Genomic DNA, 12,492 nt, shown 5'->3' with positions numbered 1-12,492 from the left:
CCTCAGGGTTTATCAAGTACACTTTCGCTGTCTTTTTCTGCAATTATTGAGTGACTATGCTTCAGAATCCATTGCAGGTTCGTCTTGAAAAGTTAGAACCTTGGCAACAAATTACCTTTATGGCGTGTCTATGTGAGCGTATGTATCCTAACTATGCCATGTTTTGTGAGAATACAGAATTTGCGGAAGCTCGAATCTATCGTGATGTTTTGGATAGCATTTGGGAAATCCTAACGGTTAAAACGGCAAAGGTGAACTTTGAGCGTCAACTTGAGAAAGTAGAAGAGCTATTCCCTAGCGGTGATGATTTTGATTTTTATGGTGTTTATCCAGCAATGGACGCATGCCAAGGCTTAGCAACGTTAATACATGGTCTGCTTGATCGTGAACACATGCTTGAATCGGTAATTAAAGTGAGCCAACAGTCAGTTAAGACGGTTGCAGAACTTGAATTCGCTCAAGGTGCTGAAGAAGTCACGAACGAAAACCAAAAAGAAAATGAAGCGGTTTGTGAAGAGTGGGACGTTCAATGGGCGATCTTCCGACCACTTCGTGAAACGACAGAGCGTGACCTTGAACTGATTAAAGATCTGCGTCATGAACTGCGCGAAGACCCAGTGAGCAACATTGGTGTTGCGTTATAACGGATGTTGAGTTGTAGCGAATAGAATAAAAAAACAAAGGCTCCCTAGGGAGCCTTTGTTGTATCTGACGCTATCAAGTTTCGATTAAGCGTTTTTTTCTTTTGTTTCTTAGCTGTTAGTTCTGAGCTTTGTCTTTTGAGACATTATCTTTTGATGCGTCGTCATCATCCGCTGATTTTGAATCTGAGGCATCGTTGTCGGCTGGAGTTTCTTTTTCTAGCTCGTCCTCTTCATCGCGGTTTTCGATAACACCGTGTGTCTCTTTCCATTTTTCCCAACGCTGAAACGCAAGTTCTTGCATGTCTGTGGTCTTGTCTGCTTCATCAACGATCTCTTCGCCAACTAAATGCTCAAAGATGTCTTCTAGGGTGATGATGCCCTGAATTGTTCCGTATTCATCAACAACCAAAGACAATTGCAGGCGATTTGCCATCATTTGGTCAAAGGCTTTAGCGAGGCCCATGTTGTTCAATAACACGTGGATAGGGCGCATGACTTCGCCTAACGCTTTTTCGCCGCAACCCGCTTGTTGTAATCTAAACAGCTCCAGACGGTGAACAAAACCAATGATATTGTCACTCTGTTCGCTGTAGACCAAAGGACGTGAGAACGGCGTGTCTTTGTGTTTTTCAAGGAACACATTGACGCTCATCTCTGCATCTACACGGAATACAACCGGTCGAGGTGTCATGACTTGAGTAACAGGAACGTCTTGAATGCCTAATAAGTTGCTTAGGATTTTTGATTCGCCTTCTGCGAACTCGCCACTCTCTTTTGCCAAAATAGCCATCGCTGATAGCTCGTCACGCATCTTAGGTGCTTGGTGACCACGAGCTAGACGTTTAGTAATTTGCTCTGAGAACCAAACAAATGGAGTTAGGAAGAACACCATCCAACGAAGTACCGTTGACGATGCTGGAGCAAGTTGACGCCAGTAGGTCGCACCAATCGTTTTTGGAACAATCTCAGACAACACCAGAATGCCCAGAGTGAGCACGGCAGAGAAAACACCTAGCCATTGGCTACCAAAAACCACAGCAGCTTGTGCACCTGCAGTTGCCGCACCAATAGTATGTGCGATGGTGTTGAGCGTTAAAATTGACGCGAGTGGGCGATCAATATCTGTTTTCAGTTTGTCTAAAGACGCGGCTGCAGGGTGCCCATTTTGTTTTAGTTGAGCGATGTAGCTCGGACTAATACTCAAAAGTACAGCTTCCAAAACAGAACAAATGAAAGAAACTCCAATAGCAATGGAGACGTAAATAGTTAGCAGCAGCATGTTTGCCCTTAAATTAAATTGTACGCTTTGTCAGCGATTCAAGGTGGATTATAGAGAATAAGTAGTGGCTAGGTCATCATTAATTTCACTCTCAGCCCCTTTTAAACAAGGGCTTACTCAATAAAATCAGTAACAAATTGTGAGTTATTACTCATATTATGGCTAAAACTACGGCATTAGAGCTAAAGATCGACGACAAACCTTTGCCAGATAGGGCATTTATGTTTTAGAGTTAATTGAATTCGAAAATACTAAGAAGGGAAACCTAAAATGAACAAGACTCAATTAATCGACTTTATTGCTGAAAAAGCGGACCTTTCGAAAGCACAAGCTAAAGCGGCTCTAGAAGCAACTCTTGGCGGCGTGACTGAGACTCTTAAAGATGGCGATCAAGTACAGCTAATTGGTTTTGGTACTTTTAAAGTAAACCACCGTGCAGCTCGCACTGGTCGTAACCCAAAAACTGGTGATGAGATCCAAATCGCTGCTGCAAATGTTCCAGCATTTGTTGCAGGTAAAGCGCTGAAAGATTCAGTAAAATAATCTAAACTGTACCGAGGTAGTTTTACTCTCACCTCGGTACAGGTTTTATGAAAAAAGCATTTCTTCTCGTTTCACTCTTATCTACATTTCTTCTCGGCTGTTCTTCAACAAGCCCCGGCAAAAACCTAGAGCAATTTGAAACCTATACCGGCGGCCAAGTCATGGGCGACGCGACAAGTTTCTTCTGGGTCACCAACAAGCTAACACAACCACACACTTCTGCTGATTACGTCACTATGGGTGACTATGGCTGGTACAAAACCGATTATGCTTGGTCCGGTGGTGTGCTGCGTGAATTTATTCGTGAAGGCGAGCTACGTGACGATTCACAAGCGTTAGCACCTTATCGTATTCATGTGCGCTTTAATCAGTCTGGCGAGGCTGTGTATCAACAATACCGAATCGGTAGCAAAATCTTGCCACTTCAATCAGAGCAGCTGGAAAACTACCAAAAGCAGGCGATTTCGGTTCTCGATATCACAGAGAAGCAAAATGATGAAGGATTAGAGCTTCTTCAGGGCTACTGGAATGGTGAGATTTTTGAGACATGTTCTGGTGATCAATTCGAGTACTTTGAATTTAACAAGACCTTACCAAGAATCGTTGTCAATCGTCTTGCTTCAGTAGAGAGTTATGGTGCTCTTGTGGGCAAGGTGTCGTCACGTAAAGTGTCGGTTGCTGAGCTACTAGTATTAGCAGATGAAAACCACCAATGTATTCAAAGGCCATCACTTCTCAGTGAGTAGAGAGCTTTTGGCCTACGATAGGCCAAACGCTTGGTAAGCGTATATCAATGAATTTTTAATATTAAAAAGGCGCCCTGGGCGCCTTTTTTGATTTAGCTAACTGCAATGAGTTAGAGATAGATTGTTCGAGAGAGATTACTGCTCTTGCTCGCGCGTAATCGCACGGTAACCAATGTCATTGCGGTGGAACATACCATTCCAGCTAACTTGCTTAGTTAACGCGTAAGCGCGCTCCTGAGCTTCAGAAACCGTATTGCCCAGTGCGGTTGCACATAGCACGCGGCCGCCGTTTGTCACAACGTCGCCAGCTTCGTTATTTGTGGTACCTGCATGGAAAACTTTTTGGCCTTCAACTTCGCTTGTCGGCAGGGAAATTACATCGCCTTTTGCGTAGTCAGCAGGGTAACCGCCAGCCGCAAGAACAACACCGATAGAAGCGCGTGGATCCCATTTAGATTCTGCTTCATCCAGTTTCTCGTCGATAGCCATTAGGCAAAGCTCAACAAGATCCGACTCCATACGCATCATAATAGGTTGCGTTTCTGGATCACCGAAGCGGCAGTTGTATTCGATAACTTTAGGTGTGCCGTCAGCATCGATCATTAGGCCAGCGTAAAGGAAACCAGTGTAAGGTGCGCCTTCTGCGTCCATACCACGTACCGTTGGGTAGATAACTTCCTCAAGGATGCGGTTATGGATTTCTGGAGTTACCACTGGAGCTGGAGAGTAAGCACCCATACCGCCAGTATTAGGGCCAGTGTCTTTGTCACCAACACGTTTGTGGTCTTGGCTGGTGGCCATAGGAAGAACGCTAGAACCGTCAACCATAACGATGAAGCTTGCTTCTTCGCCTTCAAGGAACTCTTCGATAACCACGCGGCTGCCTGCTTCGCCAAATGCGTTGCCTGCTAGCATGTCTTTGATTGCGTCTTCTGCTTCTTCAAGGGTCATCGCAACGATAACGCCTTTACCTGCAGCAAGGCCATCAGCTTTTACTACGATTGGAGCACCTTGCTCGCGAACGTAAGCGATAGCTGGCTCAATCTCAGTGAAGTTTGAGTAGTAACCTGTTGGGATCTCATGACGAGCTAGGAAGTCTTTGGTGAATGCTTTAGAGCCTTCAAGCTGTGCTGCCGCTTGAGTTGGGCCAAAGATTGGTAGGCCAACTTCGCGGAATGCATCAACCACACCAATAACCAATGGTGCTTCAGGACCAACGATAGTCAGTTCGATTTTTTTCTCTTGAGCAAACGCCACTAAACCAGCGATGTCTTCAACGCCGATGTTTACGTTCTCAAGTTTCGGCTCAAGTGCAGTACCTGCGTTACCTGGAGCGATGAATACTGTTTCAACGTTTGGGTTTTGTGCTGCTTTCCAACCAAGTGCATGCTCACGACCGCCTGCACCGATAATCAATACATTCATGTTTTAAAATCCTTATAGCTGCTTCAGAGCCTTTATTTCTGTGTCAAACATGCTCACTTATGGTCATAAGCTCCGCGTGTTTTCCTTGAACTAAAGTCACTGACTTGCTCTACGTATTTCAAATATCGGAATATTTAAAAAACAAAATTATAAGTCTTGCTCAAAGTAGTTGGTGCTTACGTCATTCAACTATTTGAGGTCTCTTTAAATCAGTGGGAGCGCTAACAAGGCGACAAGCGAGCTTATCCCTATGAGCATAGCCCGCTATGTGATTAGCGTAAGCGAGCGTAGTCAACGCAGTTACCGCCCCAATGATGACAGGAGAATTAGTGGCGGAAGTGACGCATGCCTGTAAAGATCATCGCCATGCCGTGTTCGTCTGCTGCTGCAATAACTTCGTCATCACGCATAGAGCCGCCCGGTTGGATAACACACTTGATGCCCGCTTCTGCTGCCGCGTCGATACCGTCACGGAATGGGAAGAATGCATCTGATGCCATCACACAACCTTCAACCTGTAGACCTTCGTCTGCCGCTTTGATGCCTGCGATTTTCGCAGAGTAAACGCGGCTCATTTGGCCAGCGCCCACACCAACCGTCATGTCACCTTTCGAGTAAACGATAGCGTTAGACTTAACGTACTTCGCTACTTTCCAGCAGAATAGAGCATCTTTTAGCTCTTCAGCTGTTGGTTGGCGCTTAGAAACGACTTTTAGGTCGTCTTCAGAAACCATGCCTTGGTCGCGGTCTTGAACTAGCAAACCACCGTTAACGCGTTTCACGTCAAAACCAGTTGTCTTAGTTGTCCACTCACCACACTCAAGCAGGCGAAGATTTTTCTTAGCCGCTACGATTGCTACTGCTTCAGCAGAAACAGATGGTGCAATGATAACTTCAACGAATTGACGCTCAGTGATAGCCGTTGCTGTTGCAGCGTCTAGCTCACGGTTGAAAGCTATGATGCCGCCAAATGCAGACGTTGGGTCTGTTTTGAATGCACGGTCGTAAGCTTCTAGGATGTCTTCACCTAGTGCAACACCACATGGGTTAGCGTGCTTAACAATTACACATGCTGGCTGGTCGAACTCTTTCACACACTCAAGTGCTGCGTCAGTGTCAGCGATGTTGTTGTAAGAAAGCGCTTTGCCTTGGATTTGGCGAGCTGTAGAAACTGATGCTTCTTCAGGGTTTGCTTCAACGTAGAAAGCTGCTGCTTGGTGGCTGTTTTCACCGTAGCGCATGTCTTGCTTCTTCTCGAACTGTTGGTTGAACGTGCGAGGGAATTTAGACTCTTCGTCGCCTTCTTTGTTCTCACCGTAAGATGGAACCATAGTGCCGAAGTAGTTTGCGATCATACCGTCGTAAGAAGCGGTGTGTTCGAATGCTGCGATAGCGAGGTCGAAGCGAGTCTCTAGTGTTAGAGATTTCTCGTTCGCGTCCATTTCAGCCACAACACGCTCGTAGTCGTGTGCGTTTACAACGATCGTTACGTCTTTGTGGTTTTTAGCCGCAGAGCGAACCATTGTTGGGCCACCGATGTCGATGTTCTCAACAGCGTCAGCAAGGGTACAACCTTCTTTAGCAACGGTTTCTGCGAATGGGTATAGGTTTACAACAACCATATCGATAGGGTTGATACCGTGAGTTTCCATCACGCCATCATCTTGGCCACGACGGCCTAGAACACCACCATGAACTTTCGGGTGCAGAGTCTTAACACGGCCATCCATCATTTCTGGGAAGCCAGTGTAGTCAGATACTTCTGTTACAGAGATGCCTTTTTCAGCAAGCAGGCGAGCAGTGCCACCAGTAGATAAGATATCTACACCACGGTTAGCAAGAGCTTGTGCAAATTCAACGATACCAGTTTTGTCTGATACGCTGATGAGAGCGCGGCGAATTGGACGAGCGTTATTCATGCTTCCATTTCCTCAAATTCATGGGGTTAAAATAAAGATATTTGCCAAAAAAGAACTTGTTTCTATCTTCTCAGCGTGGAGTATCTTAGATACCAGTAAGAGATAAAATATTGGCCAGTTTTGGTAAAGACCTTTTGGGTGTTCTTATAATCAAGCTATAAGATAACCAACTCCAAATTTGATGGCGCAGATTCTAACTAATTTATTACAAAAAAGCTCGCGCAATCGTTTGGCATCTCAAAATTAATTATGAAAAGTGCCATTTCAGCCTGAAAAGTAACAACAAGGTTAATAGTGGAATGGATGAAAGAATAGGAAAAAACATGTTTCAGATTGGCGAATTGGCGAAAAGATGCGGTGTGACAGCCGATACCTTGCGTTTTTATGAGAAGAATAACCTGATTGCACCAGCCAGTCGCAGTGAGTCGGGTTATCGTCTGTATGATGAAAATAACCAAAAGCAGGTGACGTTTATTCTCAAATCTAAAGAGTTAGGGCTGAGTTTAGATGAAATCAAAGAATTGTTAGAGATTCGCCTTGAAGCGACTCAACACAGTTGCGCTGAAGTGAAGTCGATTACCTCTTCTAAATTAGAGATGATTGATGAAAAGATAACGGAGCTTACTAAAATTCGAACGGCACTCAAGAAAATCAATGATGCCTGCTGTGGCCACATAGATGACGATGCGAGCCATTGTTCGATTCTGGCTGCCCTAGACTCAGCAAACCTTGAGAAGGGGCGTTGTTGTAGCTAACCAAGCCGATAGCCGCTAATTTGCATTCGTTAGGTATGTTGCCTTGCTGTCTTACAGCGTTATTACTTATTGCCTTACAACCTTGTTACTCAGCGAGGTTGTCTTGTTTAGCGACATAATCAATAGGCAAAAAAAAAAGCCAAACTCAATAAATGAGCTTGGCTTTCAATTCAATTAATTACGAAAGAACGATTAGTTCATGCCGTATTTTTTAAGTTTCTTGCGAAGAGTACCGCGGTTAATACCCATCATGGTTGCTGCGCGAGTTTGGTTACCGCGAGTGTACTGCATGATAGTGTCTAGTAGTGGCTGTTCAACTTCAGCTAATACTAATTCGTATAACTCGCTGACTTCTTGACCGTTTAATTGAGCAAGGTAATTTTTCAATGATGCTTTAACTGAGTCACGTAGAGGCTTCTGCGTGATTTGGTCTTGTGATGTAACTGTAGTTACTGTCAATGCTTCTGAAGTCAGATTTTGTTCGAACATATTCGGTCTAGCTCTTCTCGTAATTATGGTGCAACGTTATCAAAAAAACCTTCTAGCGCTTCAAGCTGCAGATCACCTGCTTCGAAAGCGTTGAAGGTACGGCGAAACTCACTCGCTTGTTCATGTTCTTTTAGGTACCAACCCACATGCTTACGAGCAATTCGGGGGCCTAAAAACTCGCCATAAAATTCATGTAGAGCGTTAACATGGCCAAGCATGATGTCTTTCACTTCCGAAGTCGGGAGCGGGTCCATCGTGGTGCCGTTTTCCAAATAGTGTAGGATTTCGTTAAAAATCCAAGGGCGTCCTTGGGCAGGTCGACCTATCATTAAAGCATCAGCGCCAGTGTACTCCAGCACAAACTTAGCTTTTTCCGGGCTATCGATATCACCGTTAGCGATAACCGGAATAGATACTGCTTGTTTTGCTTCTTTAATGTGTTTGTATTCTGCCTCACCTTTGTACATACAAGCGCGAGTTCTCCCGTGAAGGGCAAGAGCTTGTATGCCGCAGTCTTCGGCTATTTTAGCGATTTGGACACAGTTTCTATTGTCTGTATCCCAGCCTGTGCGCGTTTTCAACGTTACTGGAACGTCGACAGCATTTACCACAGCCTTCAGAATGTCTTCAATGAGTTCTGGATGCTGAAGTAGGGCTGAGCCCGCAAGCTTCTTATTCACTTTTTTGGCTGGACAACCCATATTGATATCGATGATTTGCGCACCGTTAGCAACATTGAATTGAGCAGCCTCGGCCATAAGCTGTGGATCTGCACCAGCGATTTGTACTGAACGAATGCCCGATTCGCCTTCATGTACCATACGCTGCTGAGACTTTGACGTTTTCCAAACTTTCGGATTGGAGGACATCATTTCACTGACTGCCATCCCCGCACCGTAACGAAGACACAACTCACGGAATGGTCTATCCGTTACGCCAGCCATAGGAGCGACGATTAGATTGTTCTTAAGTTGATAATTTCCGATTTTCAAAAAATGTCATCACAGTTCTGTACCAGCAAGGGCGCGCATTTTACGCATTTTTTCGCTGCGTGAAAAGACTAATATTTGAGCATTTACAATTTGTTTTTGTAATTTGCTTAAAATTCAGTCAATTAGCACCCAAAGTCTTGTCTAGCCTTGCTTGCGACCAGAGATTCGACACCATTCTTGTTGTTCAATGATTGGATCAATGTGAAGCTCATCACGATAATAAGTCGCAACATCTTCTGCTTGTGTATCCAAAACACCCGACATCGCAAGCACGCCAGTTGGCTTAATTAGGCCTTTGATGATGCCTGAAAGGTCGCGTAATGGACCTGCAAGAATGTTAGCAACAACAACGTCAGCAATCAGACCTTCAGGTTGATCTTGAGGTAGGAACACCTCTAGCTGCTCAGCAACACCATTGCGTTGTGCGTTGTCTTTTGAAGCAAGCAGAGCTTGAGGATCAATGTCGATCCCGATAACTTTTGCAGCGCCCAGTTTGATCGCAGCGATCGCAAGAATGCCTGAACCACAACCGAAGTCGATCACGGTTTTGCCTGTAAGGTCTAAGCCTTCCAGCCATTCAAGACACAATGCTGTTGTTGGGTGAGTCCCCGTACCAAATGCAAGACCAGGGTCTAGCATGACGTTCACAGCGTCAGGTTCTGGGATATCACGCCAGCTAGGGCAGATCCAAAGACGCTCACCAAACTTCATTGGGTGGAAGTTGTCCATCCATTCACGTTCCCAATCCTTGTCTTCAATTTGCTCTACTTTATGAGCAAAGTCTGCAGGGAACATGTTGCTTGCTTTAATCTGCGCTAGAACGACACCAGTATCAGTCTCAGCGTCGTAAAGCGCGAGAATGTCAGTATCACCCCAAAGGCGAGTTTCACCCGGCAGAGGCTCAAATACAGGGGTATCTTGTGCATCCAGGAAAGTTACAGAAAGAGCACCAGTCTCTTCCATTAACATGTCGCCGATTTGTTCGGCATTTTCATTGGTCGCATTAAGCTTGATTTGAATCCAAGGCATGGCTGCATCTTCTATATGAGAAAAATTGGATGGGGAGTCTAGCAGAAAATATGAGCAAATTCACCAAAACACCGCGGATTATAAGACGGATTATCGATTGATTTTTGCGAGTGTTTAAAAACAAAAATGCCCACCGAAGTGAGCATTTATTACTGTTCTACAGAGAACGTATTATGGAAGACCTGCTTCTATTGCAGACCAAGCTTCTTCTCAAGGTAATGGATGTTTGCACCACCGTGTTGGAAGTTTTCGTCGTTCATAATCGCTAATTGCAGCTCAGTATTGACGTTGATACCTTCAACAATCATTTCTGCTAGTGCGTTCTTCATGCGTGCAATCGCTACGTCACGGTTCTCACCGTAAGTGATCAGCTTGCCGATCATTGAATCGTAATGCGGTGGCACTGTGTAGCCAGTGTAGATATGAGATTCCCAACGAACACCCATGCCGCCTGGTGCGTGGAAACGTTCAATCTTACCTGGTGAAGGTAGGAAGCGAACTGGATCTTCAGCATTGATACGACATTCGATTGAGTGGCCGCGCAGCTTAATATCATCCTGTGTGAATGATAGAGGCTGACCAGCAGCAATGCGAAGTTGCTCTTTCACTAGATCGATACCCGTTACCATTTCAGTAATCGTGTGCTCAACCTGAATACGAGTGTTCATTTCGATGAAGTAGAACTCACCGTTCTCGTATAGGAATTCAAATGTACCTGCGCCGCGGTAACCAATCTCAAGACATGCACGAGTACAACGGTCGCCTATGTATTTACGCATTTCTTCAGTGATACCTGGAGCTGGTGCTTCTTCCACAACTTTCTGGTGACGACGCTGCATTGAACAGTCACGCTCACCTAGGTGGATAGCATTACCTTGGCCATCTGCAAGCACTTGTACTTCAATGTGACGTGGGTTTTCTAGGAATTTCTCCATGTAAACCATGTCGTTGTTGAAACATGCTTTTGCTTCAGCACGAGTCATCGCGATAGCTTCTGTTAGTTCTGCTTCAGAACGAACAACACGCATACCACGACCGCCGCCGCCGCCAGATGCCTTGATGATAACTGGGAAGCCAATGCGCTTAGCGTGCGCTTTGTTTTTCGCTTCGTCGTCATCAAGAGGGCCGTCAGAACCTGGTACACAAGGTACGCCAGCTTTCTTCATTGACGTGATAGCTGACACTTTGTCACCCATCATGCGAATGGTTTCAGCTTTAGGGCCAACAAAGATAAAGCCACTGCGCTCTACCTGTTCTGCAAAGTCTGCATTTTCAGATAGGAAGCCGTAGCCTGGGTGAATAGCAACTGCACCTGTAACTTCAGCTGCGCTGATGATACGAGGGATGTTCAGGTAGCTATCGATACCGCGAGCTGGACCAATACAAATGGTTTCGTCAGCAAGAAGTACGTGCTTAAGATCACGGTCAGCGGTTGAGTGAACCGCTACCGTTTTGATGCCAAGCTCTTTACATGCTCGCAGAATACGCAGTGCAATTTCACCACGGTTCGCGATTACTAATTTATCTAACATAATAAGTGCTCTCTATTATTCGATAATTACTAGAGCTTGGTCGAATTCTACTGGTTGACCGTCTTCAACTAGGATTGCTGTTACAACACCAGACTTATCAGCTTCGATTTGGTTCATCATTTTCATTGCTTCAACGATACATAGAGTTTCGCCAGCAGTTACAGATTGACCAACTTTAACGAATGGTTTTGCATCTGGGCTTGGAGCGCCGTAGAAAGTACCAACCATTGGAGAAAGAACTTGGTGACCAGCTGGAACTGCAGGAGCTGCTGCTTCTGCTGCTACAGGTGCCGCCGCAGGTGCTGCTGCCGCTACAGGAGCTGGAGCCGCTGCATATTGAATAGGCGCTGCAGATACAGGGCTGTTACGACTGATTCGTACTGACTCTTCACCTTCAGAGATCTCTAGCTCAGAAATGCCAGACTCTTCAACCAATTCGATTAGCTTTTTGATTTTGCGAATATCCATTGTTTCTTTCTCTTTATCTGTTGATTGAACTTACTCTTTGACTGAGTAGGTTAGTAATAGTTCGTTGTTTTTATTTACTTTGCGTTGAGCTTGTTGAGCGCAGCCGTCAAAGCAAATTGATAACCTTGGGCACCTAAGCCACAAATCACACCTTCTGCTTTATCAGATAGGTATGAGTGGTGACGGAATGGTTCACGTGCGTGAACATTCGATAGATGAACCTCAATAAATGGGATAGCAACACCAAGTAGTGCATCACGCAACGCCACACTGGTATGTGTAAAGGCCGCTGGGTTGATAATAATAAAATCAACATTTTGATAAGCACTATGGATAGCTTCAATCAGTTCATACTCACGATTTGACTGTAAGTGAGACAGCTCAACATCTTGTGTTTTCGCTTGCTCGGTCAAAGAGCTAATAATCTGGTCAAGTGTTTGAGAACCGTAGTGTGCAGGCTCTCTAAGGCCTAACAGGTTAAGGTTTGGGCCATTTAAAACTAGAATGCGAAACTTTGTAGACATTGTGGGGCTATCTTCCTTTATCGTGTTTACGAATGTGAATGTTGCCATTTTATTGAAAATTTGGGGTTAATTTCCAGTAAGAAAAACCCAAATTTAAAAATTAGAACCAGATTATAGCTAATTCAGCGCAAATCGCAGCAATTTACT

At 45.0% G+C, this 12,492-nt stretch carries 13 protein-coding genes; 4 read left to right on the top strand and 9 right to left on the bottom strand.

What is annotated here, in order from left to right:
• Positions 1 to 56: 56 nt before the first annotated feature.
• A complete protein-coding gene (locus AC3CKG_RS15420) occupies positions 57 to 644 on the top strand; it encodes a YjaG family protein (RefSeq protein WP_029223215.1) in 588 nt (195 codons plus the stop codon).
• 115 nt (positions 645 to 759) lie between these two features.
• Here the strand turns inward: AC3CKG_RS15420 and AC3CKG_RS15415 are convergent, their stop codons facing one another.
• A complete protein-coding gene (locus tag AC3CKG_RS15415) occupies positions 760 to 1,923 on the bottom strand; it encodes a CNNM domain-containing protein (RefSeq protein ID WP_488528549.1) in 1,164 nt (387 codons plus the stop codon).
• A gap of 270 nt (positions 1,924 to 2,193) precedes the next feature.
• Between AC3CKG_RS15415 and hupA the strand changes: the two genes are divergently transcribed.
• Together hupA and AC3CKG_RS15405 are read left to right on the top strand one after the other, a co-directional pair.
• Positions 2,194 to 2,466 carry a nucleoid-associated protein HU-alpha gene (hupA, locus tag AC3CKG_RS15410; RefSeq protein ID WP_017108607.1) on the top strand — a complete coding sequence of 91 codons (273 nt, stop codon included), beginning with the start codon at positions 2,194 to 2,196 and terminating at the stop codon, positions 2,464 to 2,466.
• A 47-nt stretch (positions 2,467 to 2,513) separates the two neighbouring features.
• Positions 2,514 to 3,212 (top strand): DUF1481 domain-containing protein, encoded by a 699-nt coding sequence (locus AC3CKG_RS15405; protein WP_076668721.1) that lies wholly within the window; start codon positions 2,514 to 2,516, stop codon positions 3,210 to 3,212.
• A 135-nt stretch (positions 3,213 to 3,347) separates the two neighbouring features.
• Here AC3CKG_RS15405 and purD read toward each other — a convergent pair whose 3' ends face one another.
• Together purD and purH are read right to left on the bottom strand one after the other, a co-directional pair.
• Positions 3,348 to 4,637 carry a phosphoribosylamine--glycine ligase gene (gene purD / locus AC3CKG_RS15400; protein WP_488528548.1) on the bottom strand — a complete coding sequence of 430 codons (1,290 nt, stop codon included), beginning with the start codon at positions 4,635 to 4,637 and terminating at the stop codon, positions 3,348 to 3,350.
• Between the two features lie 326 nt (positions 4,638 to 4,963).
• Positions 4,964 to 6,556, bottom strand: coding sequence for a bifunctional phosphoribosylaminoimidazolecarboxamide formyltransferase/IMP cyclohydrolase (gene purH, locus AC3CKG_RS15395; RefSeq protein WP_102514499.1), 1,593 nt, complete (start codon positions 6,554 to 6,556; stop codon positions 4,964 to 4,966).
• Positions 6,557 to 6,879: 323 nt separating this feature from the next.
• On the opposite strand from purH, the gene zntR reads away from it, so the two are divergent.
• Positions 6,880 to 7,311, top strand: coding sequence for a Zn(2+)-responsive transcriptional regulator (zntR, locus tag AC3CKG_RS15390; RefSeq protein ID WP_029223214.1), 432 nt, complete (start codon positions 6,880 to 6,882; stop codon positions 7,309 to 7,311).
• Positions 7,312 to 7,503: 192 nt separating this feature from the next.
• Here zntR and fis read toward each other — a convergent pair whose 3' ends face one another.
• The 6 genes from fis to aroQ form a co-directional block, all read right to left on the bottom strand.
• Positions 7,504 to 7,800: a DNA-binding transcriptional regulator Fis gene (gene fis, locus AC3CKG_RS15385; RefSeq protein ID WP_004729744.1), complete on the bottom strand. Its 297-nt coding sequence runs from the start codon at positions 7,798 to 7,800 to the stop codon at positions 7,504 to 7,506.
• A 23-nt stretch (positions 7,801 to 7,823) separates the two neighbouring features.
• Positions 7,824 to 8,792 carry a tRNA dihydrouridine synthase DusB gene (gene dusB / locus AC3CKG_RS15380; protein ID WP_488528547.1) on the bottom strand — a complete coding sequence of 323 codons (969 nt, stop codon included), beginning with the start codon at positions 8,790 to 8,792 and terminating at the stop codon, positions 7,824 to 7,826.
• Between the two features lie 141 nt (positions 8,793 to 8,933).
• On the bottom strand, positions 8,934 to 9,821 hold the full coding sequence (gene prmA / locus AC3CKG_RS15375) for a 50S ribosomal protein L11 methyltransferase (RefSeq protein WP_017108603.1): 888 nt from the start codon (positions 9,819 to 9,821) through the stop codon (positions 8,934 to 8,936).
• 188 nt (positions 9,822 to 10,009) lie between these two features.
• Complete coding sequence (gene accC / locus AC3CKG_RS15370) at positions 10,010 to 11,353, bottom strand: acetyl-CoA carboxylase biotin carboxylase subunit (protein WP_017104594.1); 1,344 nt, start codon at positions 11,351 to 11,353, stop codon at positions 10,010 to 10,012.
• A 15-nt stretch (positions 11,354 to 11,368) separates the two neighbouring features.
• Positions 11,369 to 11,821, bottom strand: coding sequence for an acetyl-CoA carboxylase biotin carboxyl carrier protein (gene accB / locus AC3CKG_RS15365; RefSeq protein ID WP_004729736.1), 453 nt, complete (start codon positions 11,819 to 11,821; stop codon positions 11,369 to 11,371).
• A 74-nt stretch (positions 11,822 to 11,895) separates the two neighbouring features.
• Entirely contained in the window at positions 11,896 to 12,345 is a 450-nt protein-coding gene (gene aroQ, locus AC3CKG_RS15360; protein ID WP_004729735.1) for a type II 3-dehydroquinate dehydratase, read from the bottom strand.
• Positions 12,346 to 12,492 lie beyond the last annotated feature (147 nt).

This window comes from Vibrio sp. QJM3NY_15 (assembly GCF_057785995.1).
Note: the sequence above shows the minus strand (reverse complement) of the source record. Positions and strands in the feature narration are given on the sequence as shown.

Coding starts and splice junctions, on each gene's coding strand:
- AC3CKG_RS15420 (WP_029223215.1), top strand. CDS start 57: ATGCTTCAGAATCCATTGCAGGTTCGTCTTGAAAAGTTAGAACCTTGG.
- AC3CKG_RS15415 (WP_488528549.1), bottom strand. CDS start 1,923: ATGCTGCTGCTAACTATTTACGTCTCCATTGCTATTGGAGTTTCTTTC.
- hupA (WP_017108607.1), top strand. CDS start 2,194: ATGAACAAGACTCAATTAATCGACTTTATTGCTGAAAAAGCGGACCTT.
- AC3CKG_RS15405 (WP_076668721.1), top strand. CDS start 2,514: ATGAAAAAAGCATTTCTTCTCGTTTCACTCTTATCTACATTTCTTCTC.
- purD (WP_488528548.1), bottom strand. CDS start 4,637: ATGAATGTATTGATTATCGGTGCAGGCGGTCGTGAGCATGCACTTGGT.
- purH (WP_102514499.1), bottom strand. CDS start 6,556: ATGAATAACGCTCGTCCAATTCGCCGCGCTCTCATCAGCGTATCAGAC.
- zntR (WP_029223214.1), top strand. CDS start 6,880: ATGTTTCAGATTGGCGAATTGGCGAAAAGATGCGGTGTGACAGCCGAT.
- fis (WP_004729744.1), bottom strand. CDS start 7,800: ATGTTCGAACAAAATCTGACTTCAGAAGCATTGACAGTAACTACAGTT.
- prmA (WP_017108603.1), bottom strand. CDS start 9,821: ATGCCTTGGATTCAAATCAAGCTTAATGCGACCAATGAAAATGCCGAA.
- accC (WP_017104594.1), bottom strand. CDS start 11,353: ATGTTAGATAAATTAGTAATCGCGAACCGTGGTGAAATTGCACTGCGT.
- accB (WP_004729736.1), bottom strand. CDS start 11,821: ATGGATATTCGCAAAATCAAAAAGCTAATCGAATTGGTTGAAGAGTCT.
- aroQ (WP_004729735.1), bottom strand. CDS start 12,345: ATGTCTACAAAGTTTCGCATTCTAGTTTTAAATGGCCCAAACCTTAAC.